The 23,511-nt window shown below is 69.1% G+C and carries 19 protein-coding genes; 10 read left to right on the top strand and 9 right to left on the bottom strand.

Going from position 1 to position 23,511, the window contains the following annotated elements; genetic code table 11:
- Nucleotides 1–12: 12 nt before the first annotated feature.
- On the bottom strand, nucleotides 13–489 hold the full coding sequence (locus tag ACIBF7_RS20425) for a helix-turn-helix domain-containing protein (RefSeq protein ID WP_261808705.1): 477 nt from the start codon (nucleotides 487–489) through the stop codon (nucleotides 13–15).
- Nucleotides 490–550: 61 nt separating this feature from the next.
- On the opposite strand from ACIBF7_RS20425, the gene ACIBF7_RS20420 reads away from it, so the two are divergent.
- Complete coding sequence (locus tag ACIBF7_RS20420; protein ID WP_397197832.1) at nucleotides 551–1,798, top strand: MFS transporter; 1,248 nt, start codon at nucleotides 551–553, stop codon at nucleotides 1,796–1,798.
- 64 nt (nucleotides 1,799–1,862) lie between these two features.
- On the opposite strand, the gene ACIBF7_RS20415 is transcribed toward ACIBF7_RS20420, so the two are convergent.
- Nucleotides 1,863–2,372 carry a DUF1062 domain-containing protein gene (locus ACIBF7_RS20415; RefSeq protein ID WP_261808704.1) on the bottom strand — a complete coding sequence of 170 codons (510 nt, stop codon included), beginning with the start codon at nucleotides 2,370–2,372 and terminating at the stop codon, nucleotides 1,863–1,865.
- 846 nt (nucleotides 2,373–3,218) lie between these two features.
- Nucleotides 3,219–4,400 (bottom strand): SGNH/GDSL hydrolase family protein, encoded by a 1,182-nt coding sequence (locus ACIBF7_RS20410; protein ID WP_219550459.1) that lies wholly within the window; start codon nucleotides 4,398–4,400, stop codon nucleotides 3,219–3,221.
- A 308-nt stretch (nucleotides 4,401–4,708) separates the two neighbouring features.
- Here ACIBF7_RS20410 and ACIBF7_RS20405 point away from each other — a divergent pair, with 308 nt between their 5' ends.
- The 8 genes from ACIBF7_RS20405 to ACIBF7_RS20370 all read left to right on the top strand — a co-directional run bounded on the left by ACIBF7_RS20405 (nucleotide 4,709) and on the right by ACIBF7_RS20370 (nucleotide 13,429).
- Entirely contained in the window at nucleotides 4,709–5,494 is a 786-nt protein-coding gene (locus tag ACIBF7_RS20405; protein ID WP_271276867.1) for a GntR family transcriptional regulator, read from the top strand.
- 117 nt (nucleotides 5,495–5,611) lie between these two features.
- Entirely contained in the window at nucleotides 5,612–6,646 is a 1,035-nt protein-coding gene (locus ACIBF7_RS20400) for an ABC transporter substrate-binding protein (RefSeq protein ID WP_271276866.1), read from the top strand.
- Nucleotides 6,646–8,349 (top strand): iron ABC transporter permease, encoded by a 1,704-nt coding sequence (locus ACIBF7_RS20395; RefSeq protein ID WP_271276865.1) that lies wholly within the window; start codon nucleotides 6,646–6,648, stop codon nucleotides 8,347–8,349. The genes ACIBF7_RS20400 and ACIBF7_RS20395 overlap by 1 nt, the downstream gene beginning before the upstream one ends.
- 20 nt (nucleotides 8,350–8,369) lie before the next feature.
- Nucleotides 8,370–9,491, top strand: coding sequence for an ABC transporter ATP-binding protein (locus ACIBF7_RS20390; RefSeq protein WP_271276864.1), 1,122 nt, complete (start codon nucleotides 8,370–8,372; stop codon nucleotides 9,489–9,491).
- A gap of 4 nt (nucleotides 9,492–9,495) precedes the next feature.
- Nucleotides 9,496–10,302 (top strand): phosphatase, encoded by an 807-nt coding sequence (locus tag ACIBF7_RS20385; protein WP_271276863.1) that lies wholly within the window; start codon nucleotides 9,496–9,498, stop codon nucleotides 10,300–10,302.
- A gap of 11 nt (nucleotides 10,303–10,313) precedes the next feature.
- Nucleotides 10,314–12,596, top strand: a complete 2,283-nt coding sequence (locus ACIBF7_RS20380) for a phosphodiester glycosidase family protein (RefSeq protein WP_397197831.1) — start codon at nucleotides 10,314–10,316, stop codon at nucleotides 12,594–12,596.
- Between the two features lie 82 nt (nucleotides 12,597–12,678).
- Entirely contained in the window at nucleotides 12,679–12,873 is a 195-nt protein-coding gene (locus ACIBF7_RS20375) for a hypothetical protein (protein WP_397197830.1), read from the top strand.
- Nucleotides 12,874–13,066: 193 nt separating this feature from the next.
- Complete coding sequence (locus tag ACIBF7_RS20370; RefSeq protein ID WP_397198258.1) at nucleotides 13,067–13,429, top strand: TetR family transcriptional regulator C-terminal domain-containing protein; 363 nt, start codon at nucleotides 13,067–13,069, stop codon at nucleotides 13,427–13,429.
- 125 nt (nucleotides 13,430–13,554) lie between these two features.
- Here the strand turns inward: ACIBF7_RS20370 and ACIBF7_RS20365 are convergent, their stop codons facing one another.
- The 3 genes from ACIBF7_RS20365 to ACIBF7_RS20355 all read right to left on the bottom strand — a co-directional run bounded on the left by ACIBF7_RS20365 (nucleotide 13,555) and on the right by ACIBF7_RS20355 (nucleotide 19,207).
- Nucleotides 13,555–16,776 carry a glycosyl hydrolase family 95 catalytic domain-containing protein gene (locus tag ACIBF7_RS20365; RefSeq protein ID WP_397197829.1) on the bottom strand — a complete coding sequence of 1,074 codons (3,222 nt, stop codon included), beginning with the start codon at nucleotides 16,774–16,776 and terminating at the stop codon, nucleotides 13,555–13,557.
- A 316-nt stretch (nucleotides 16,777–17,092) separates the two neighbouring features.
- Entirely contained in the window at nucleotides 17,093–17,527 is a 435-nt protein-coding gene (locus ACIBF7_RS20360; RefSeq protein ID WP_397197828.1) for a hypothetical protein, read from the bottom strand.
- A 267-nt stretch (nucleotides 17,528–17,794) separates the two neighbouring features.
- Nucleotides 17,795–19,207, bottom strand: a complete 1,413-nt coding sequence (locus tag ACIBF7_RS20355) for an RICIN domain-containing protein (protein ID WP_397197827.1) — start codon at nucleotides 19,205–19,207, stop codon at nucleotides 17,795–17,797.
- Nucleotides 19,208–20,064: 857 nt separating this feature from the next.
- Here ACIBF7_RS20355 and ACIBF7_RS20350 point away from each other — a divergent pair.
- The gene (locus ACIBF7_RS20350; protein WP_397197826.1) at nucleotides 20,065–20,817 is read left to right on the top strand and encodes a hypothetical protein; all 753 of its coding nucleotides are present in this window, start codon (nucleotides 20,065–20,067) and stop codon (nucleotides 20,815–20,817) included.
- Nucleotides 20,818–21,156: 339 nt separating this feature from the next.
- Here ACIBF7_RS20350 and ACIBF7_RS20345 read toward each other — a convergent pair whose 3' ends face one another.
- The 3 genes from ACIBF7_RS20345 to ACIBF7_RS20335 all read right to left on the bottom strand — a co-directional run bounded on the left by ACIBF7_RS20345 (nucleotide 21,157) and on the right by ACIBF7_RS20335 (nucleotide 23,394).
- A complete protein-coding gene (locus tag ACIBF7_RS20345; protein ID WP_397197825.1) occupies nucleotides 21,157–21,978 on the bottom strand; it encodes an alpha/beta fold hydrolase in 822 nt (273 codons plus the stop codon).
- Nucleotides 21,979–21,997: 19 nt separating this feature from the next.
- Nucleotides 21,998–22,567, bottom strand: a complete 570-nt coding sequence (locus tag ACIBF7_RS20340; RefSeq protein ID WP_148032972.1) for a DJ-1/PfpI family protein — start codon at nucleotides 22,565–22,567, stop codon at nucleotides 21,998–22,000.
- 83 nt (nucleotides 22,568–22,650) lie between these two features.
- On the bottom strand, nucleotides 22,651–23,394 hold the full coding sequence (locus ACIBF7_RS20335; RefSeq protein WP_397197824.1) for a GntR family transcriptional regulator: 744 nt from the start codon (nucleotides 23,392–23,394) through the stop codon (nucleotides 22,651–22,653).
- Nucleotides 23,395–23,511 lie beyond the last annotated feature (117 nt).

The following is a 23,511-nucleotide window of genomic DNA, read 5'->3' as shown; positions in this document are numbered from 1 at the left end:
GCGCGGCCGGGCTCAGGCGGTTTTCCGGACGTGCGACGCCTCGGCGGAGAGCGGCGCGCCGTCTTGGTCGAGCGGGTGGAGTTCGGGAAGCTCCCGCCCTCGGTCGTCGACGAGAACGGAGTGTGGCTCGTCCGGGGCGAAGGCGTGGCGCTCGCCCCATTGACGCAGGGCGACGACGGCCGTGAAGAGGTCCTGCCCCGCTTCGGTGAGCCGGTATGTGTGCCGCCTGCCGTAGGCGGCGGCGCTCTTGTCGAGGATGCCGTGCTCGACGAGTTTGCGGAGCCGGTCGGCGAGGATGTTGCGGGCGATCCCCAGTCGCTGATGGAACTCGGTGTAGGTCGTCGCCCCGTCCATCGCGTCGCGGATGATCAGCAGGCTCCACCGGTCGCCTATCAGGTCGACGGTCCGCGCGACCGGGCAGGCCGGGTCGGTCCAAGCGCCTCCTGCGGCGAGCGTGACGTCCACTGACTCCTCCGTGATGAGTTTCAATCTGCAACCATTATGCCCTTACCTTGGATAGGTTGCATTTCGAAACCTATTGGAGGGTGACGTGCCGTCAGGATTGGCCGGAAGGCAGCGGACCGTGCTCGCGCTGGTGTGCGCGGCGGCGGTGTCGACCATCTACGGCATCCAGCCGGTCCTCGAGGCCGCGGGCGAGGACCTCGGGCTGGGGGAAGGAGCACTGGGGTGGCTGGTCGCCGCCGGCCAGATCGGCTATCTCGCAGGGCTGGTGCTGCTGGTCCCGCTCGGTGACCTGTTCGACCGCCGCAGACTCATCACGGTGCACCTGCTGCTCACAGCAGCAGGTGCGGGGGTGGCCTCCGCCGCGCCCAGCGGTGGCATCGCGATCGCGGGCCTGGCCCTGGCCGGACTGTTCGCCGTGGTCGTCCAGATCACGGTGGCCTACGTCGCCACCGTCTCACCGGCCGGCGAGCGCGGCCGCAACATCGGAGCGGTCACCTCGGGCGTGGTCATCGGGATACTCGGAGTACGGGTGGTCGCGGGCACACTGGGCGAGCTGACCGACTGGCGCACGGTCTACCTCGTCATCGCCGGGCTTTGCGCGATGCTCGCGCTCGCCGCCCGATTCACCCTTGAGGCCGACATCCGCCGCCCCCGAGCCCGGTACGGGCAGCTGCTGTCATCGCTGGGTCGTCTGGTCGTCGGCGACCGGCTCTTCCTCAGCCGGGGACTGGTCGCGTTCTTCCTGTTCGCCTCCTTCGGCACGCTGTGGAGCGGACTGGCGCTCCCGCTCGGCGACGAGCCGTGGCACTTCGGCACTACCGAGATCGGATTGTTCGGACTCGCCGGTCTCACCGGGGCGCTGAGCGCGGCCCGGGCCGGCCGATGGGCCGACCGGGGCCTGGCGCCCTCGGTCACCGGCTGGTCGCTGGCCCTGCTCGCAGCCTCATGGCTGCTGATCGCTCAAGCTCGGTCATCGCTGTGGCTGTTGATCGTCGGCGTCATCGTCCTGGACTTCGCCGTGCAAGCCGTTCACGTCAGCAGCCAGCACCTGCTCACCACAGCCCGCCCCGACCAGAGCAGCAGCGTCATCGGCGCCTACATGGCCTTCTACTCCCTCGGCTCCGCGCTCGGTGCGATCACCACCACCTGGGCCTACAGCGCCATGGGATGGCCGGCCGCCAGCCTGCTCGGCGCAGCCTACGCCGCACTCGGACTCCTCGTCGCCACCTCGACCCGACGTTTCACCACCCCACCTCGGACGCAACGACCAAGTGCGTCCGTATCGGCATGCCCACCTGGTGGGCGTGGCCGTGCTGAGATACCGGGTGAGTGAACGCAAGCCGTACGCGACGGACTTATCCGATGAGCGGCGGGCGGGGACGAGCCGGAAGGTCCGGTCACGCGCCGCGGCTGCCTTCCCGGTAGTCCCAGGCCATCACGGTGAAGGTGAATCCGGCAGTCGTTGGACGGCGCAGCGGAAGGTCGCACTTGACCCTGCGCAGCACCTCGTTCCTGCTGAGGCCGAGCCCCTGCGCGATGAGGTTGTCCGGGCGCACTGGCACCGGGTCCTCGAACACGACCTGCGCTTGGAACGGCCACGGCCCGTCGAGCCACGCCGACGGGGTGTCCAGCCGCCAGGCCCCTGTCCAATCCAGGGTGAAGCGGTTGCGGCGGGCCAGCAGCGGATCCAGCAGCCTGGCCGCCACCAGCTTCGGGTCGTTGGCGTAGTAGCCCTCGAGCTCGACCGGATCGAAGGACCTGACCGGCATTCGCTCGTGCACGGTGAGCTTGCTCGTCCGGTCGCAGGACACGCAGCGGACCAGCAGCCACACGTCCAGCAGTTTGCGGTTGGCGTTGACACGGAACCTGCCCTCGCCGGTGGTGGCCGACTCCGACCGGCAGTCCACGCACCGCAAGGACAGCAGAGGCAGCCTGACCCGACGAACGATCCAGGGCAGCACAGTATGAGGTTGTGAAGACATGATCTCTCTAGACCTGACACAAGGCCGATTGCGCGCGGCCTCGAACGCCGTATGACCGGGCGCGCACGGGCAGCCCGGCAGAGCCGACGGGAGGGTCGGCTTGAAGGTGAGCGAAGAAAAGTGTCAGGTTAAAGAGCAGGCGGGGTCACGCGGTGCGTCCTCTGTCCTCACGACAACGGGCCGTAAGAAACGTACGGAAACGCGAAGGCAAGATCAAACGGTTTTCCGGCGGTGCTCGCTGGCAGTGTCGCAGGTAGAAGGCTTCGAAACCCTGCGTCCGAGCTAATGGGTCCGCCGGTCCCTCCTGGTCGAGCCGCAAGAGCTGGGTTCCCTTCGTCCAAGGGTGCTTACACCTTGTACTTGACCGAACCCCGCGATGCGTTACGAGACGGTGCCGCATGCGGGTCGGTTCCCCTGTTCGCGGCTCGTCCGCACCATCGCCCCACTCTCATCGCCGCAGCGGGTATTGCCCTCGGCGTTCCCGCCTGCGACCAGGAGGGCCAAGGCGTGGGTGGCGACCCAGTCCTCGGCCGCGGGATCGGCTGGCCGGTGCAGGCACCACGCACTGGCCCAGAGCTTTTCGACGACGTGAATGCTGGACGAGGAGTACACGTCGGCGGAGAACCTCTACACCTGGTACTGGTCCAGGCCGTCCGAGCGATGCATCAGGCCGGTGGGCCCGCCGCCTGTGATGATCACGTCCATCATGTGCTCCAATCCGGGCCGTGCCCCGGGACGTGCCGCGAGCCCCGGGGCAGTGCAGAGCGGCGGTCAGTGGCCTCGTCTCTTCAGGATCGGGCGCAGGACCTTCTCGTACGCGTCGGCGTACGTCGCCATGCCGAGGTCGCTCGGGTGCGAGCCGTCCACCAGCTCCTCAGGTCCGGGGAGCTTGTCGGCCGAGAGGTAGGAGAGACCTCTGACGCCGGAGCGGCGCAGGTTCGTGTAGGCCGTGCGCAGGGCGGCCGCGTTCTGGGCGTTGCGGGTGCGGCGGAACTCGACGAACTGGCCGTCCCCGTACCGGCGGTCCTCGACGAGCACGATGGGCGTGTCAGGGCGGGCCGCGCGCAGGATGCGGACGAAGGGCTCGGCGCGTTCCGCGATCTGCTGCGGGTTCATGTTGGGGGAGCTGTCGACCACGTAGACGGACGCGTCGAGCTCGGTGAGCAGCTCGGCGATCTCGGGCTCCATCCGCGCGTTGCCGGAGAAGCCCAGGTTGACGGTGGGGACGTCGAAGCGGCGGCCCAGAAGCGCGGTGATGGACATGCCGGGCCTGGACGCCACGCCGCCCTGCATGATCGAGCTGCCGTAGAAGACGGCGGGCGGGGTGGTGCGCGGTGCGGCCCCGAGGAACTTGGCGCCGGCCTGGACGCCGATCTCCAGCCGCTGCGGGCTGTTGTACAGCGGCAGGTAGGCGGTGTAGAGGCGCTCTCCTGGGTCGACCGCGATGCCCATCTGCTGGTCGACGTTCTGCGCCGCCGGGTGCGTGTTGGCGAGCCAGGCGTCTTGTCCTGCGGGGGTGCGCGCGTACAGGTCCACGCCGCTGTGGCCGATGGCCGGCATGTGGTACATCGCGACGGTGGCAAGGCTGAGCCGGTAGCGGGCCCGGAAGATGGTCGAGTCGGTGACGAACCGGGTCAGAAGCCCCGAGGAGTTGCGGCTGCGCACCCAGACCTCGGGGGTCACGACGCCTTCGGCCTTGGCCGGGAGCCGGTCGTAGTAGGCCGCCGTGTCGGACCAGCCCTTGCCCTCGACGCCCCAGTGCGAGACGTCGTACCAGGCGATGTCGCCCTCGACGCTGGGCGTCACCTCGACGAACTCGGTGGGCCACGCGGCGGGCGGCTGCGGGGCGGCGGCGTGCGCCGGCGTCGCTAACAGGCCGGGGACCGCGAGGGCGGCGCCGCCGGCGCCCGCGAGCCCGAAGAGATGACGTCGATTGACCATGTGGTTGCCCATCGGTGCTCCCTTGTCGGAACGATGCTGTTCAGGGTTGAGGCCGGTCGGGGGAAGGCGCGGGTCTGGGCAGGGTGGTCATGCGTCGGCCCTGATGCGACGATGATCGGACCCGGCCTGACGGTCGCGGCCAGCCGTGGGACGGAGGAGTGGCGGTGGCGTCGTCGCGCCCCGCCCTGGTTCACCGGAAGGTCATGATTCTTCGGTGACTGTAAGAGTTGGTATACAAGTCGTCAATACCAATCCATGGCTGTGGCGTAACATGCGGGAGAAGTGCGGGTGTCGCCTTGAAGGGGTTGGAGGGGGTGGACGTGAGCGACGCGGACGCTCGTCGCGGGCGCAAGCACAACATGGTCCGCGAGCGGATCATGAGCCTGCTCGAAGACCTCAACGTGGGAGATCCGATCCCGCCCGAGCGAGTGCTCGAAGAGGACTGCGGCGTCTCCCGGCTCACGGTGCGGCGCGCCGTCGACGACCTGGTCAGGGACGGTCATCTCATCCGCAAGCAGGGCAGCGGCACCTACGTCGCGCGGCCCACGATCACCCAGTCGCCGACGGCGTCGTCGTTCTCGATGGGGCTGCGCCGGCGCGGCATCACGCCCTCCACCCGCGTCGTCGGCGTGGAGCGCTCCGACGCCGGCGTCCGCATGAGCTGGCGGCTGCAGATCGCGCCGTCCGACATGATCGTGACGATTCGCCGGCTGCGGCTGGCCGACGGCGACCCGATCGCGCTCGCCACCACGACGCTCCCCGACGCGCTGGTGCCCGGCCTGCCCGCCGAGGAGCTGGAGGAGAAGTCCCTCTACGAGTTGCTCTCCGACCGCTACGGCCTGAAGGTGGCGGCGGGCACGCAGACCATCGAGCCGACGGTGCTCAGCCAGGAGGAGTCGGCCGTGCTGGACGCGCCGCCGTACTCTCCCGCGTTCCTCTTCAGGACCGCGACCCGCACGTCCGACGGCGTTCCGATCGAGTTCACCCAGACGTTGTTCCGCGGCGACCGCTACATGATCACATCGGAGCTGGACCTCACGTCGACCCTGGAGGAGGACCTCGGACACCCTCGCGGAGTGACCCACAAGGCGACGTCTTTGGAATGACGACCCGTCAATTGGTCTACAAGAGATATTGACATCTCGCGTCACCGATAACACCATTTTGTGCATCGTGACCTTGCGTCCCTTCCTGCGGGCGCATCGATCCGAAGGCGGTCACACATGCACAAGTCCCTGTTACGAGTCGCCGCAGGCGCGCTCTCTCTCGCACTCCTCATGCTCGGGTCGGCCTGCGGATCCGACGGCGGCGACGACGCCGCATCCGCGTCCGGCGGCACGGTGACCTGGTACACGCCGATGCCCGAGGAACCCGCCCGGCGGCTGGCCGAGGCGTTCAAGGCCGAGTCGGGCATCGAGGTCGAGGTGCTGCGGCAGAGCGCCGGCGAGCTCCTGGCGCGGCTGAAGGCCGAGGCCGGCCGCCCCGCGGCCGACGTGATCGGCCTGGCCAGCGGGGACGCCGGACCGCTCGCCGAGGAGAAGCTGATCCGGTCGTTCAAGCCCACGGTCGAGGGCATCGACAAGCGGTTCGTCGACCCCGAGGGCTACTGGCACGCCAACGAGCTCATCCTGATGACCGTCGGCGTCAACGCCGACCGGTGGAAGGAGGAGACCGGCGGCGCCCCGCTCCCGACGACGTGGGACGAGCTGCTGCGCCCCGACCTGAAGGGCCAGCTCGTCATGCCGAACCCGACGCTGTCCGGCACCGGGTACACGTTCGTGGCGACGCAGATCTTCCGCAACGGCGACGAGGCGAGTGCGTGGAAGTTCCTCGACGAGTTCCACAAGCTGATCGGCCAGTACACCGACAGCGGGGGAGCGCCGTCGCAGCTGGTCGCCACCGGCGAGTATGCCGCAGGCGTCTCCTTCGCTCATGACCTGCTCAACGTGCGCGGGGCCGGGTTCCCCATCGAGCTCGTCTACCCCAAGCCGACCGGCGTCGTCATCTCCGGCAACGCGCTCGTCCAGGGGTCGCCGAACCCTCAGGGCGGCGAGAAGTTCGTCCAGTGGCTCCAGGGTGAGAAGGCGTCCCAGATGATCGTCGACCTCGTCCACTCCTACCCCGTGCGCAGCGACGTGGACCTGCCCGACGGCGCGCAGGGTCTCGCCGAGCTCGACCTGGTGGACTACGACCCGGTGCGCGCGGGCGAGATGCGCGACGCGGTGTCCAAGGAGTTCGCCAAGCGGTACGGGGTCTGATGCCCGTGCCCTCGACGACCCAGCAGACCGTCGTACCGGAAGAGCGGACCGAGCGGGCCCCCGGGTCCCGGCCGGACTGGCAGCGGCGCAGCCGCAGACGCCTGCTGGCCGATCGGATCACGGTGGGCACGCTCGTCGCCTACGTCGCCGGCCTGCTCCTCCTGCTCGTCCTCGTGCCGACGGTCGCCATGCTGTTCGAGCCCGACGGCGAGGCCTGGAGCAGGCTCGCCGAGCCGCGTGTGGCGACGGCCGCGAAGAACACCGTCGTCATCGGCGTGGCCTCGACGCTGAGCGCCACCGTGGTCGGCTTCCTGTTCGCCTACGCCCTCAGCCGGCCCGACATCAGGGGCCGGGCCGTGCTGCGGGTGATGGCCCTGCTCCCGCTGATCTCGCCGCCGTTCGTCGTCGGCCTGGCGGTGCTGCTGCTGTTCGGGCGGCGCGGTCTGGTCACGCACGAGCTGCTCGGCCTGGACATCAGCCTCCTCGGCCTCGGCGGGCTCTGGCTCGTCCAGACGCTCGCCTTCTTCCCCATGGCCACGCTGACCCTGCTGCCGACGCTGAAGAACATCGGCTCCACCCTGGAGTGGGCCAGCCGGGATCTCGGCTGGACGTGGTTCCAGACCTTCCGCCGGGTCACGCTGCCGCTGGCGTTCCCCACGATCCTGAACGCGCTGCTGCTCGTCGGCATGTTCGTCATCACCGACTTCGGCAACCCCGTCCTCATCGGTGCCGGGTACCAGGTGCTCTCGGTCGAGGCGTACGTGCAGGCGGTGGGCCGGCAGGACTTCGGGATGGCGGCGGTGCTGTGCGTGCTGCTGTTCGTACCGACGCTGATCCTCTTCCTGATCCAGCGCCGCGTCCTCGCGCGGCGCTCCGCCATCACCGTGTCGGGGAAGACGGGGAGCCTGCCGCCCGCGCCGCTGCCCGCGGCGGTGCGGCGCGGGCTCCTCACCGTCCTCGGCCTGGTCAGCGTCCTGATGATCCTCATCTACGGGAGCATCCTGGTCGGCTCGTTCACCCGGGCGTGGGGCGCGGACTGGAGCTTCACACTGGACCACTGGCAGACGGCACTCCTGCGCGGTGACGACATCCGCAACTCCGCGCTGTTCTCCGCCACGGCGGCGATCATCACGACGATCAGCACGCTGGTCGCCGCGTACGTCGTGCACCGCACGCGGGTCTTCGGCCGGGGCGTGCTGGACGGGCTCGCGGTGCTGCCGTCGGCGATCCCCGGGACGATGATCGGCATCTCGTGGCTGCTCACGTTCAACGAGCCGCCGATCGCCCTGACCGGCACCGCGCTCATCCTGGTGCTGGTCATGGTCGTGCGGGCCATCCCGGTCGGCTACCGCACCGCGGTGACCACCATCAACCAGATCAGCCCGTCGATCGACGAGGCAGCCGCCGACCTCGGCGCCTCGCGCGCCCGGGTCATCGTCCAGATCATGTTCCCCCTGCTGGGCGGCGCGTTCACCACGTCGCTCGTGTTCGGGTTCCTCCACGCGATCAACACGCTGAGTGCCGTGATCTTCCTGACCTCGCCGGGCATCGGCCTGGGCGCGCCCACCATCGTCAACCTCGCCGAGTTCGGTCAGTGGGGCGCCGCGACCGGCGTCGCGGCCGGCCTGATGGTGGTCAGCTTCGCCGGGCTCGCCGTCGCGAAGCTCGCCCTCGGCTCCCGGCTGCGGCTCTACGACCTGTGACACCTGCTGATGGAGATTCCATGATCGAACTGAAGTCGTTGTGCAAGTCGTTCGACGGGGTGCCGGCCGTACGCGACCTCGACCTCGTCGTCGGCCGCGGCGAGTTCCTCTGCCTCCTCGGCTCCAGCGGGTGCGGCAAGAGCACCACGTTGCGGATGATCGCCGGGTTCATCCAGCCGGACAGCGGGAGCGTGCTCATCGACGGCGTGGACGTGTCAGGGTACGGCCCCGACGCGCGGCCGACGTCCATGGTGTTCCAGGACTACGCGATCTTCCCGCACCTCACCGTCGCGGAGAACATCGAGTTCGGGCTGAAGGCGCAGAAACTGGCCAAGGACGAGCGGGCCCGGCGTACCGAGGAGGCGCTCGACCTGGTCGGCCTCACGGGACTCGGCGGCCGGCGGCCGAACGAGCTCTCGGGCGGGCAGCAGCAGCGCGTCGCCGTCGCCCGGTCGCTGGCGATCCGGCCGTCGGTGCTGCTCATGGACGAGCCGCTGTCCAACCTCGACGCGAAGACCCGCATCCAGCTGCGCACCCAACTGCGCGAGATCCAGCGCGACACCGGGACGACGATCGTCTACGTCACCCACGACCAGGAGGAGGCGCTGGCCCTGGGCGACCGGATCGCCGTCATGAAGGACGGCTCGCTCGAACAGCTCGGCAGCGGGCACGAGATCTACCTGGCCCCGTCCAACGGGTACGTCGCCGACTTCGTCGGCATCACGAACTGGCTGGCGGGGGAGTACGCCGGCGGGTCGGACGAGTCGTGGGAGGTGAACGTCGCCGGAGCGGTGCTCCGCGCGACGCCCGCGAGCACGTCGTCCTCCGTCTCGCCCGGCTCGCCCGTCGATGTGTCCGTACGCCCTGAGGACGTGTCGCTCAGTGAGGAGGACGCCCCCGGTGCGGGGGTGCTGCGCGGCGTCGTCCGCGACGTGCAGTTCCTCGGCCCGGTCGTCCGCACCTACGTCGAGGCCGGCGGCTCGGTGGTGATCGTGCACTCCGCCCAGAGCGGCTGGTCGCCGGGGGCGAACGTCCGGCTGAGCATCGGCGAGGGAGCGGCGCGGGCGTTCCCCAGGGTCGAGGGCGCGTGGCGCCCACCGGCAGCCGCCGCCCGGCCCGTCGTAGCGGTCGCGGCGAGCTGACCGCATGGGCATCGCACACGAAGCGGCGGACCTGCGCGACCTGCTCGTCGAGCGGAGCCTGTCCGGTGGCATCAGGACCGTCCGCCGGCAGTCACTGGCGTACGCGCACAAGATGCTCGAAGGAGACCCTGACAACACCTTCGGCCTGGAGGACTGGCGTACCGCGTCCATCGACGAGGTCGTGACCGTCGTCGAGGCCGGCATCGGCGACCGCATCACGGACGGCGACCCCGAGCTCGGGTACATCGCGCCCGAGCACACGCTGGCCGGCATCAGGGCGCACGCCGACGCCCTCGCCCCCTTCCTGCGGGACGGCGGCGGCACGGTGCTGCTGGCGACCGGGCACCCGACCGGGCTGCTCGACCACTACGCCGACCTGGCGCGCGCGCTACGGAACGCGGGCAACCAGATCGTCCGCGTCCTCGACGACCACCGGCTCGAACGTGCCGTCGGGGCCCACGCCGCCGGCGAGACGGGGATCCGCTTCTTCGGCGGGGTCGCGTGCGCCTTCCACGACGAGGCGATCCTGCACACCCACCGGCCCGACCACATGGAGGCCATGATCGCCGCGGTGGCCGCCGGCGGCGTGCGGATCGATCTCGTCATCGCCGACCACGGCATGGCGGGCGCGGCGATCGCGGCCGGCCTGCACACGCTGTCGATCGCCGACGCCAACGACATCGCCCTGTTCCTGGCGCGCGCCAGGGGACGGCACGAGCACGTCCTGCCGATCGAGGACAACTTCACGCCCGCCGAGTTCGCGCCGGTGACCGCGTACATGCTCCGGCGCGCGACCGGTATCGCTGTTTGAGGAGGATGGTCATGTCCCGTCACGGTTTGATGCGATGGAAAGTCCCCTCTGCCCTGTTATCGGCGGCTCTCGCCCTGGTCCTGACCGGGCCGGCGTACGCGGGGACGCCGGCGCCCGCCGCCGCGCCCGCCGTCGTGGGCGTCCTCGACGGCCGCACCGAGACCTACCGCGAGACCCGGCCGGTCGCTCCCGGTGTCGAGCTGAGCACGGTCGAGCTGTACGGGCCCGACGGCGCCACCGGGGAGCCCGGCTGGCTGCAGACGTACCAGATGTCCGTCGACCTCAAGGCCGGCGTGCAGATCGGGCGGCTGTTCCCCGGCCAGGTCGCCGCGCGGCGGCCGCTGCTCGACATGGCGCGCGAAGCGGGCGCCATCGCGGCGACGAACGCCGACTACTTCGACATCGCCGCCTCCGGCGCGCCTTGGGGCGTGGCCGTCCAGGACGGCGAGCTGCTGCAGTCGCCGCTGCCCAACACCAAGGCGACCCAGACGAACCAGACCGCGGTGATGTTCTCCGAGGACCAGGTCGGCGCCATCGGCGAGATCGTCTTCGAGGGCACCGTCAAGCTGCCCGGCAGGACCGTCCCGCTGGACGCGCTCAACAAGGCCGAGCTGCTCAAGGACCAGATCGGGATGTTCACCCCGGTCTGGGGCACGTACTGCCGCTGCCATCCGGTCAGGGGCGTCGCGCGGACCATCGAGGTGGTCGTGCGCGACGGCGTCGTGGCCGAGGTGGTGGACGTTCCCCGCGAGGGCGCGATCGCCGAAGGCGCGTTCGTGCTGGTGGGACGCGAGGCCGGTGCCGACGCGCTGTCCTCGCTGCGGGTCGGCGACCCGGTCTCCGTGGACTATGCCCTACGGGCTCCCGGCGACATGAAGGTCAAGGCGGCCGTGAGCGGACGTCAGCTCATCGTCGCGGACGGCAAGCCGCTCGAACTTCCGCCCGAGAACAACACGCCGGAGCCCAGGACCGCCGTCGGATTCTCCGCCGACGGGACCAAGATGTGGCTGGTCGCAGTGGACGGCCGGCAGCCCGAGTTCTCCCGCGGCATCGGGCTGAACGAGCTGGCCGAGATGATGGTCGATCTGGGCGCCCACAGCGCGCTCAACCTCGACGGCGGCGGCTCGACGACGCTCGTCGTGCGCGAACCCGGTCAGAAGCAGGCCGACCTCGTCAACCGGCCGTCCGACGCGGCGGGCACCCGTCCCGTGCCGACCGGGCTGGCCATGTTCCTGCCCAAGGGCAGCGGCAAGGCCAAGGGCTTCTGGGTGAGCACGGCGACGGAACGCGACCGGTTCCCCGGGCCTGAGGCCGCCGCGTCGTGGCGTACCGAGCGGGTCTTCCCCGGACTGACCCGCCGGCTGACGGCCGCCGCGTACGACGAGACGTACGGTCCCGCCGGCGTGCCGCGCAAGATCAAGCCGCAGTGGCGGGTCAAGAACAGCCGGATCGGGCGGGTCGACCGCGACGGCGTCTTCCGCGCGCTGTCGTCCGGTGAGACGACCGTGACGGCCGAGCACGGCAAGGCCGCCGGAGACATCGACCTCACCGTGCTGGGCCGGTTGGCCCGCCTGGAGACCGACACCCGCCGCATCAACCTGCTGGACAAGGGCGCCCAGGGAACCTTCGAGGTCAACGGCTCGGACTCCGCCGGGTACGCGGCCCCCATCGACCCCGCCGACGTCCACCTCACCTACGACAAGGCGGCGCTGGACGTGACCGCGGCCGGCACCGGCGCGTTCACCGTCACCGCGCGGGCCGCCGAGGGCGAGCACGTCGTCACGGTGTCCGCCGGCGGCGTGCGGACCGAGCTGGTCGTCGGCGTCGGGACGTCCCAGGACGTCGTGGACACCTTCGACGACACCTCGAACTGGGACTTCTGGAGCCTGCGCGCCACCGGCACCGCCTCCTCCACCCCTGACGGCCACGTCGGGAACGGGCTGAAGCTGGACTACGACTTCACCCAGAGCACCGCGACGCGCGGCGTCGGCATCTGGCCGTCCGCCAACCTCCTCCCGGTGGCCGGCCGGCCGACGGCGTTCAAGCTGTGGGTGAAGTCCGAAGGCCACGACCAGCGGACCCGCCTGGAGGTCGTCGACCGCAACGGCACCCTGCACACGATCGAACCCGCCTTCATCACCGAACCCGGGTGGCAGCAGATCACGTACGACCTGCCGGACACCATGGCGTACCCGGTGAGCCTGCGCCGCATCTTCTTCAACGAGATCAACCCTGACGCCCGCTACACCGGCACCCTGGTCCTGGACGAACTGACCGCCGTAGCCGCCGGCTGACCGGCTGGGCGCGGCACCTCTGGTGCCGCGCCCGGTGACGGCCCTGCCATCGGTGCGATAGACAGTCCCCGAGGAGATTCCGGTGCGCATCGTGTGGGGCTGCTTGTCCGCAGCGGCGATCGTCCCGCTGGCCGGCCTATTCCTGCTGCCCGTATGGCGGGACGACGCCCGCTTCGACGACTTCCGCGACCGCGTCCTGGCCTACCACATCCTGCGAGGTCCGCCTGGACCGTGTCGGGACAGCGCCGAGCGGTTCATCGCGAATGGGATGGTTTGACGCTCGCGATCAGGACGACAAGATCAATGCTGGCTGATCAACCCGATCGTTGGCAATCTTCCATCCCTTCAATGGGAAGCTCGGGCGATGTCAAGGAGTGACGCGTGTCGGCAGCCGAAAGACGATCTGACTCGGACCAGACCAATCAGACGGGAGTACGCAGCCTCGGTCGCTCGCGCAAGCCGAAGAGCAACTGAGCGTCCCCGGCTCCAGCCTCCAGATCCTGCGGGAGTGGCTAGTCTGGATGGTCAACCATGAGGCCGGTCGTGGCTGCTTCGTGGTCAACACGGCCACCGAGCTCGGCGCCACCGACCCCGCAGTCCAGCAAAGGACCGAGGCTGCGTTCGAAGGCACCCGGAAGACCCTCGCGTCGCTTCTACGCCGCGGCATCCGCGACGGCGACCTGCCTACCACATTGGACGTCGAGGCCGCAGTGGAGTCGCTGTTCACGACGGTGCTTGGACTACGCGTGCGCGAACGCGCCGGACACGATGCCCAACGGCTGGCCATGGCTATCGACTTCACGATCAAAATGCTCGCGGGACCTGCGACCTGACTGGCGCTGCTCATCCCGCGTCAAGATCGAGTTACACCGTTTACTGGACTCGCCCCAACGTCAGCAAGCGTGTAACCACAGCGTCGGAGGCGCTGCCCCTTGGCAGCGCCTCCGATAGTGCGGACCTACGTGGCGGGCAGGTCCCGCCAGGTCTTCACCTCCTCGGGAGTCAGCGCGCGGGCAAGTACGGTGGCCCGGTCGACGCCGCCGGTCAGCCGCTGCCCGCCGCCCTGGTCGGCGCCGAAGCGGAGCGGGCGGGCGGTGCAGCCGGTGATGCCGTCGGAGGTGGCCTGGCCGGTCGCCTTGCGCTCGCCGTCCACGTACACGGTGATCGCGCCGGTGGACTCCAGGGTGACCACCAGGTCGATCCAGCGGCCGTGAGGCAGGGTCGTGTTCAGGCCGACGTTCGCGCCCGCGCCGATGAAGCGCAGCGTGTTGCCTGGGGTGACATCGATGAGGACGCCGTCGGTGCCGGGGTCGCCGGATGGCTGGGAGTCGAACAGCCGGCGGTAGCCGCTGCCGCCGATCTTGACCTCCGCCGCGAACGTCGCCTCCCGGACCAGCCCGAGCGAGGTCGCGCCGGTCGTCAGGTACGTGTTGCCGTCCAGCACCAGTCCGCTGCCGCTGGGCGCGGTCGTGTCGTAGGCCGGGGCGCCGCCGGTGACGACGGCGTGACGGCTGTTGCCGGAGGAATCGTTGACCGTGCCGCCCTCCTTCGGATCCCAGGCGACCAGGACCGAGCCGGCCGGGGCCGGGGCGCAGGGGTCCAGGGCGAGCACGGCACTGGCCGCGCCCGACCAGGAGTCGCCGGTGACAGTGGCGGCCAGCACGGCCTGCCGGGCGCCGTCGGCCGGTCCCGGGGTGAGGGTAAAGGTCGCGGTGCGGGTCTTTCCCGGCGCCGCACCGGGCAGGTGGCGGGTGGCCGGTACGACGGTCCAGCCCCGCGGGACGGTGAGCGTCACGTCGGCGGCCGGCACCGCACGGCGGCGGGTCGCGGTGACCGTGACCTTCGCCTCGAACGGCGTGCCCGGCGTGGCGGTGCCGGGCGCGCGCAGGACGACGGCGGCTTCGTTCTGGATCGTGTATGTCCTGCCCGCGCCGGCGTTCCAGCTCAGGGTGTCGCCGTCGCGGTGGGCGCCGATCTCGTGGCCCCGCTCGTCGTAGACGCGGTATCGCCCGGAGATGAACGGCGACTTGACCTTGATCGGGCCGGACCTGCCGGGATGCAGGGTGACGGTGTCGGGCGCGCCGTCCTTCCAGGCGGCGTCCACGGTGATGTCGCCGCGGGCGCGCAGGCCGCTCACTGAACCGTTCTTCCAGGCCGAGGGCAGGGCGGGCAGCACGTGCACCACGTCGTGCTGGCTCTGCACCAGCATCTCGGCCATGCCGGAGGTGGCGCCGAAGTTGCCGTCGATCTGGAACGGCGGGTGAGTGTCCCACAGGTTGTCCAGCGTGGACGCCTTCAACTGCTCGCTGAGCATCTTGTGGGCGTGGTCGCCGTCCAGCAGCCGGGCCCAGAAGTTGATCTTCCACGCCTTGGACCAGCCGGTCCCGCCGTCGCCGCGCGCGGTCAGCGAGACCTTCGCCGCCTCGGCCTCGGGGCTGCCGAGGGTGATCTGGTTGCCGGGGTGCAGGGCGTACAGGTGAGAGACATGCCGGTGGGTGTCGGTCGCGGAGTCCCAGTCGCTCTTCCACTCCTGAAGCTGCCCCCAGGACCCGACGCGCAGCCCGGGGTCCAGCTTGGCCAGCGCGCCGCTCACCTCTGCCTGGAAGTCCTCGTCCACGCCCAGCTTCCTGGCCGCGGCGAGGGCGTTGGTGAACACTTCCCGGACGATCTGCTGCGACATCGACGCGCCGGCCGAGAAGTCACCGTGCTCGGGCGAGTAACTAGGGGAGACCACGAGCTTGCCGTCACGGGGATCGGTGTGCAGGAAGTCGAGCCAGAACTCGGCGGCCCCCTTGATCACGGGGTAGGCGGTGTCGCGCAGGTACGCCGTGTCGCCGGTGAAGCGGTAGCTGTCGTACAGGTGCTGGGTGGTCCAGGCCGCGGCCTCGGGGAACCAGAAGGAACTGGCGTAGGTGTGCACGCCGGTGAAACCGAACGGGTTGGTCTCGTTGTTGACCACCCAGCCGCGCGCGCCGTACATGTCCCGCGCGGTCACCCTGCCGGGCGCCACCATGGCTGAGATGTAGCGGTCGTACGGCTTGGTCGTCTCGTGCAGGTTGGTCTGCTCAGCGGGCCAGTAGTTCATCTGGAGGTTGATGTTGACGTGGTAGTCGGCCGACCAGGGCGGGCTGGTGGAGTTGTTCCACACGCCCTGCAGGTTGGCCGGAAGCACGTCGTTCTCCCGGGAGGAGGAGATCAGCAGGTAGCGGCCGTAGGCGAAGAACAGCGCCTCCAACGCCCGGTCGTCGGCCGAGGCGCCGCCGGTGTAGTTCCTGCGCAGCCGGTCGGTGGGGATCGCCGGGGTCGAGCCGCCGAGGTCCAGTTTCACCCGGTCGAACAGCTTGCGGTAGTCGGCGACGTGCGCGGCCTTGAGCTGGTCGTAGCTCTTGGCGGCGGCGGCGTCCACCGCGGCGGTGACCTTGGTGTGCGGGTCATCGCCCCGGTAGGCCGGGTAGGTGCCGGCGTAGTCGGTTCCGGCCGACAGCACGAAGACGGCGCTGTCGGCACCGGTGACGGTGATCTTGTCCCCGGCGTCGGTACGGGTGCCGCCCTGCGCGATCACCTGGACCTGGGCCTCGAATGTCATCTTGTTGTCGGCGAGCCGGCCCCGGACGGTGAGCCTGCCGCCGGAGGCCGCGACGGTCTTGTCGTTGCGCGGCGAGGTGTGCCGCAAGGTGAAGGACACCTTGCCGCCTTGGTCGGCCGAGATCCGGCCGACGATGACGTTGCCGGGGTTGCTGGCGAAGTACTCGCGCTCGTGGCGCACGCCGCCGGCGGTGTATCCGACGCGGGCCACGGCCTCGCGCAGGCTCAGCTCGCGGCGGTACTCGGCGGGGTTCGCAGGGGCGCCGGCGAAGTCGAGGAACAGGTCGCCGAACGTCTGGTACGCGCCGAAGCCGGTTTTGGACTGGCCCAGCTTGGCAGCCACGGCGCTGGGCGCCATCTTGCCGTCACGGTCGATCTGCTGCTGGACCTCGGCGATGGCGCCCGGCCGCGGTGTTCTCCAGTTGCCGAAATCGTAGCCGGAGACGCCAGGGCCGCCGGTCCACAGGGTCTTCTCGTTGAACTGGAGTTGCTCGGTCGCGACGCCGCCGAACACCTTGGCGCCCAGGGGCCCGTTGCCGATGGGCAGCGCCTGGGTCTCCCAGTCGGTGGCGGGCTTGTCGTACCAGAGGGTCAAGTCATCGGGTGTCTGAGCAACTGCGGCGCCTGCCGCTGTGGGTACGGAGAGAGCGCCGGCGAGCGTCAACGCGGCCGCCAATGCCGGGCCGAACCGTAGTCGTCGTGGGGGATGAGGCACGGATTCCTCCGATCACAGGGGAACGTGATCCTAGGAAATATCAGCGAAACACCCGACTGGCAAGGGCTAACATCCGATGTATCACGGATGCTGACGCGGTAGCATCTGGTCCAACGTCTCCCCGATGCCGCCTGGCGCGTCGCCGAAGTTGGCGAAGAGCAGGAAGTGCCGAGGACGACCAGGACGACGATGGCGGTCACGACCGAATACAGCGCCCAGTCCTGCCGGTGGTCGGCGGCGAACCGGCGGGCGAACACGACGCCGTCGGTGCCCTGCACCGGCTGGGCGGGACCCGATGACCGTCACGGTTGGCGATCACGTCTCCGAGGGCCTGGCCGACGCCTTCACCCGCCAGCTCTACGGCGACGAGCTCGGCCCGGCCCGCAGGCGCCCATCTCTTCAGCCGGCACGACGGTGCCGACGCCGTTGACGACGGTACATTCTGGCCGGGCCAGGGGATGCGGACGGTGACGGTGCCGGTGGCGCCGGCCTCGACCGCGACGGTGGTCAGGGTGGCGTTGCGGACCTGGACGTGCGCCTTGCCCTTGTGCTCGATGGAGACGGATCCGTCGGCGTCCCAGCCGCCGGGCCGGCCGGGGGTGATGCGCAGGGTGCCGTCGTAGTCCTGCACGAATCCTTCGGGCACCGCAGCGGCGCGGGCACGGGGGAATCGAGGGGGAGGAAGCACTCGCGAGGATTCTCCGGTGAGGGGTTACGGCAGAGCCGGGGCCGGACGTCCTCGCTCAACCTGATGACGAATGCCCCGGCACGGCATGTGCCGGGGCATTCCGGATCTCGGACGGCCTAGTGTCGCGGCCCGTCGACGTCGATCCGCTGCCATCGAACACGTCGGGTCACATGATTCGGTGAGCCCGCGCCGCCGCTCGCCAGCGGGAGTTCAGAGCCCGATCGACGCCTGGGGACCGGCGTAGGTGCGCAGCAGGCTCGGCACGTCGGAGGCCGCGTCGAGACGGTAGGAGTAGAAGCTCGTCGGGGTGAAGGCCGAGCCGCCGGTCTCCCGCTGGCCGGTGCAGCTGACGCAGATGCTGCCGGTCTGCTTCAGCTGGGCGGTGTCGTCGCGGTAGTAGGGGTCTTTGACGCGATCGTAGTAGGTGTTCTCGATCACCATCTTGGTGCCGCCGCGTGAGTAGTTGCCGTAGCCGGTGACGTTCTGCATGTAGTTGTTGTAGAGGTGGGCGTAGGCGACGTTGTCGGTGCTGGGGTTGCGCACCTTGGTGTCGCGGATCCAGTTGTGGTGGATCGTGATGCGTGAGGTGACGTTGGGCGTCCAGCCGATGCCGAACGCCTTGTTGCCCTCGGCGATGACGTTCCAGGAGACGGTCAGGTAGGTGGTGTCCCTGCGGCTGTCGATCAGGCCGTCGTTCATGCGGGCGATGTAGTTGTGGTCAATCCAGATGTGGTGGGAATTGTCCATCTGGATGCCGTCGTAGTCGTAGAGCTTGTCGTCGGGGTCGTCGTCGGTCATCCGGGTGTCGCGGATCTGCAGGTTACGGATGATCACGTTGTGGACGCTGTTGAGGTTGAACCCGCCGTTGACGATCTGGCCGTTCCTGCCGACGCCGACGATCGTCTTGTTCGAGGCGACCTTGATCTCGGTGCCGTACGGCGTGACCGTGATCGGCGCGCCGACCTTGATGATGTAGGGGCTGGACGAGCCGGCGTACTTGATCAGGTCGGCCAGGGTGGTGACGGTGACGGTCTGGCCGCCGGCGCCGCCGGTGGTGGTGCTGTCACCCATGCCCCCGGTGCCGGCGAAGCCGTCGGGGGTGCTGGAGTAGGGCACGGTCGGGGTGGGGGTGCCGGTGGTGGTGTTGAAGCGCCACTGCATGCGGGCGACATCGGAGCAGGGCTCCTGGACGATGGGGTTGCCGCCTGCGGTGGAGCCGTCCTTGTTGCTGACGCACAAGCCGTTGAAGTTGCTCTTGAGCAGGTAACGGTCGGCGACGCTGGAGGCGGTCAGTGTCCAGGTCTGGTTGCTGCTGGCTCCGCAGGTCCACTGCCACAGTTGGACGCCGCTGTCGGAGGAGTAGTTCGGTACGTCGACGCACTTGCCGCTGTTGACGTTGACCAGGCCGTAGGCCCCGTTCTGGGAGACCACTCGGAACTGCTGCTCATCGGCGGCGCCGTCGCAGGCTAGCTGCGTCAGCACGGTCGCGTTGGCCGTACCGGCGCCGCTGACCGTCACGCACTTGCCGCTGGAGCCCGACGCGAGGGTGTACACGCCGTTGGCGACTGGTGTGGCGGCCTGGGACGGCAAGGCCGTCAAGCCGATGAACGCCGCTGACGCCACGGCGGTGACCGCGATAAATCGTGCCGGAATTCGCCTTCCTTCGCCAGAGGCGGGGAGCCATGTATGCGCGCCGTCCGATGACGGCAGGCGATCAAGCATGACGTTCTCCTTCCTGAGGGTGCAAGGGAGCCTCGTGCAGACGGGGCCCACCCTGGCGAGTGGTCCCGCCGGAGCCGCTGGTGTGACACGCGCTGGATTGATCCACCTGTGTGTTGCGCCGGAGCGAAACACGGCCTTGACTCGGGGGTCAACGAAACCCTCCCTGAACCTCAAGACTGTTGATGAGCGTCAGGGCCCTAGACCTGGGATGACTGCGTCAACTCGCCGCCATATCACATGAAACTTTCATCGCAGTGAGCGGTCGGGCCTGGGGTCATACATCCGATCTATGGCAATGCGCTTCACGACGACAGTGGAACGTCAAACCGGTTCCGATCTGGAAGAAGACCGCTTCGGGCAGAATCCAGAACAAGATCCACTTTCTCAAGATGTGAGACAAAGGGGAAAGTCATCGGATTACGGAAGACGGTGTCGTAGGCTTTCGACTGTGCAGCGGTTGCAACGCCGAAAAGAGGCGAGTCCTTTGATCGGATCTTTCCTCGTGTCCAGTCCCGATTCCTCACCATCCGAGAGCGATCGCACTGCTGACCTTGGGGGTAGCCATGAAGCGCTTCCGAGCAGCACTGCGCCAACTCGTCCGCCTAACCTTCGCACCGGTCATTGCAAGGGCCCTCGGCTTCCGCAAGACCACCACCCGAGTCGCCGCTGACGCCGGCGGAACCTGAACTGCTGCGCCCCGAATGACCACTCATAGTGAGTCGTTCTCAGTAACCGAAGATGGGTGTAGCTCGCGCTCAGTGACGCGCCACTACCTCAGGCTCGCGCACCCGGGCTCGCCCTGGGCTCATGTCCTCGGCTCCGCCTCCGCGCTGACCTGGCCGGCCGTCCCGCGTACCGACACCGGCCCCGTGCGGCGGGGTGTGTCCGGCGAGCGCGACACTCATTTTCTCGCCCGGCTGCTGGAAAGGCTGCCGCGCGCCTCCGGCACGGTCCGCGCGGACCCCTACTTCGCCCTGCTCGACCAGGTGCTTCTCGACCATTACATCTCGGCTGCCGAAGCCGACGCGTTGATCGCCCTGGCCGCCCAGCTGGATCTCAGCCGGGCCGATGCCGTCCGCTTGCACCATGAGTATCTGAGCGCGCTGGCTCACGCGGCCAAGGCCGACGGCATCGTCACACCTTCGGAACGCCGGGAACTCGACCTGGTCGCCGCCCTGCTCGGTCTCGGACTGACGGCGGTGGAAGCCGCGCTGGCGTCCGGTGACGCGCCCCGGCATCCTTCCGCTTCTGGCGGTTTCCGTCTCCAGCCCGGCGATCTCGTCGTGTTCACCGGCGAGATGGAAGGCGGTCGTGAGACCTGGGAGGAGCGGGCGCGGCAGGCCGGTTACGTCCCGCACGGCAACATCACCAAACGCGTCCGGTTGCTGGTCGCCGCCGATCCCGACTCGATGTCCGGCAAAGCACGCAAGGCACGCGCCTACGGCATCCCCATCGTCACGCCGGACGCCTTCGCCCGTATGAGCCCTGTCCGGGAGGCCAAGCGTGGATAAGTGTGCGGCAGGATCGAAATTCCGACTATCGGATGAGAAGCAAGATCTTTTGAAGTCACACAGTGCCGTTGAGTGTTGTTTGTGCCGTCTGGGCGCGTTTTGCGTGTCCGGCAGTACCGAATGCTGATGCCTTCACCCGGCGAAGGGCATTGATCGTGACGCCGGGACGGGTCATCCGCGGGACCTTCGCCACGGCTTCGGATGCGGCGGTGGCGGGCAGGCGATGTGCTCTACCCCTTGCGGGGCGGACCGTTGCCGGCCGGCGTTCGCGCACGCGTGACGGAGGTGCTCGACAGCGACAACGGCACCTGAGTACGGGCTGCTGACCTGTCGCAGCGATCAGGGACCTTGTTCCCGGCCGAGGAAGCACGACAGGAGTTGCCTGAAGCCGTGCGGGTGTTCGAGCGCCGGCACGTGCCCGCATTTGCCGAACACGTGCAGACGGACATCGGCCAGGTGTTCGAGCAGGGGCAGGGCTGCCGTCCCGAGTGGGGTGACTCGGTCCTCGGCGCCGTGGACGAGCAGCACGGGCGCGCGGATCCCTGCCAGCGTTCGCTCCGAGAGGGCGAGGTCGTCGGCCCAGCGTGCCCTGGGGGGAGGGAACAACGACGCGAATGCGGCCGCCCCCGCTCGCATCGCGGCCGCGCGGGCAGCGACGGCCGCCTCGGTCACGAGCGCTTGGTCGAGGACGAGGCGACTCAACATGTCCCGTGCCCCGAGCGGGCCGGCGGGGGCGGCCCAGATCGCGTCGAGCTCGGCGGACAGCGGCGCACCGGGGGCGCCCATCGTCGAGACCGCCACGACATGGGTGACCTGCCGGGGACGCGCGGCCGCCAACGACAGCGCCACGGCACCGCCCATGGAGTGGCCCACCACGGCGTAGTGCTCGACACCGAGAGCATCCATCAGGCCCGCGGCCTGCTCCGTCCACAGCCGGAGCCCGCCCCTGGAGCCCGCCGGGATCGGTGTGCGGCCGAACCCTGCCTGGTCAGGAGCCACCAGTCGCCAGGACGTGCCCAGCGCCTGTGCCGTTGACGCCCAGGCTCCGGATCCGGTCGTACCGGGTCCGGAGCCGTGCAGCATCAGCACCTCGGGCCCGGTGCCGCTCTCCAGGACGTGGATGGGGGAGCCGTCGACGGTGACGGTCCGCGGGGCCGTCACCGGGACAGGCCAGGCGCGCTCATGCCGATGCGGAGTTGAGGGACTTCGAGAAGACCTCCATCATCGCCCTGCCGAATTGCGGCATGTCGGGCCACCCCCGGCAGGAGACGAGGTTGCCGTCCACGACGTCGGGAGCGTCGATGACCGTCGCGCCCGCGTTCTCCATGTCACCGGTGATGGGAGGGAAGCACGCCGTCTTGCGACCCTTCAGCAGCCCGTACACAGCCGGCACCTGCGCGCCGTGGCACACCAGCGCGATCGGGAGGTTGCGCGCGAAGAAGTGCTCGGTGATGCGCCTGACGTCGGCGTCGACCCGGATCCACTCGGGGGCGCGCCCCCCAGGGATGATGAGGGCGTCATAGCGCTCGACGTCGACCTCGGCCCAGGGCACGTCGACCGGCAACTTCCGGCCGTTCTTCTCCACGTAGGCGTCGGAGTTGGGGTCGAACTCGTGGATGACCAGCTGAACGTCACGCATCGTCCGTGACGAGACATCAACGTCCCAGCCGCCCTCCTGCACACGATAGTAGGGATACATGGTGTCGAGCTCCTCGGCGGCGTCGCCGGTCAGCAGCAGCGCTCTGGGCACCTGCTTCTCCTCGCATCCTGGGCGGGTGAGGTGGATCCGATCCGATCGGATTTGAGTTAGCATTCCCCGGCGCAGCCCGCCCGTCAAGCCTCTTCCGCCATTCCTTCCGCGGCCTCCGCCTCGTCGAACAGTCGCTGGAACCGCTCGCCGGACCGCAGGATGTGCCGACGCATGGCGTAGGCGGCGGCGTCGGGGTCACGCGCGGCGATCGCGGCCACGACTTCTTCATGCTCGGCCATGGCCAAGTGAGTGACCTGGGCGTCGCGGTGAAGCCGGAACAGGTGCACGTGTGTGTGCAGGCGAGCGAGCGTTTCGCGGATGACCTGGTTCTCCGCGCTCGCGGCGACGAGATCGTGAAGAGCGGCGTCGCGCAGCCCGAAGGCGCCGTAGGCCATGGCACCCTTGCCCCCCTCCAGCTCCGCCATGTCCTCAAGCATGCGTCGCATGTCGGCCACCTGCTGCGGGGATGCGCGTTCGGCGGATCTGCGCGCCGCTGCCGGCTCGAGGAGCAGGCGGACCTCCAGCATGTCCTCGAACCGGTGACGGGTGATCTGGGGAGGAATGCGATAGCCGGCATGAGGCACACGCACGACCAGGCCCTCGGCCTCCATGCGGTTCAGAGCGTCTCGGATCGGCGTCTGTGAGACCCCCAGCTCCCGTGCCAGGACGTCGATCGTGACGCGGGAGTCTGGCTCTATCCGTAGCGACATCATCTGTCCGAGCAGCGCGTCGTACACCTCGTCGGCAAGCCGGCCGCGAGATCTTCCCGGCGGCGTTCCGCCCGGCATGGCCTCATGGCGCCCAGCGATCACCGCTTCGTCGTCCATCGTGACGTGAGGTCCTTTCTTGCGTCTTCGGGACCATGTTGACATCGGTCGCCATACTGCGGGATGTTGACGCTCCCCACCGGATCGTATAGGAAAGGTGACGGATGTCAGCCATCC

Origin of the sequence: Nonomuraea sp. NPDC050478 (assembly GCF_044458265.1) — a bacterium.
Taxonomy (GTDB): Bacteria; Actinomycetota; Actinomycetes; order Streptosporangiales; family Streptosporangiaceae; genus Nonomuraea; species Nonomuraea ferruginea.
The sequence above is the reverse complement of the archived record's forward strand: the minus strand, read 5'-3'. Positions and strand labels throughout refer to the sequence as shown.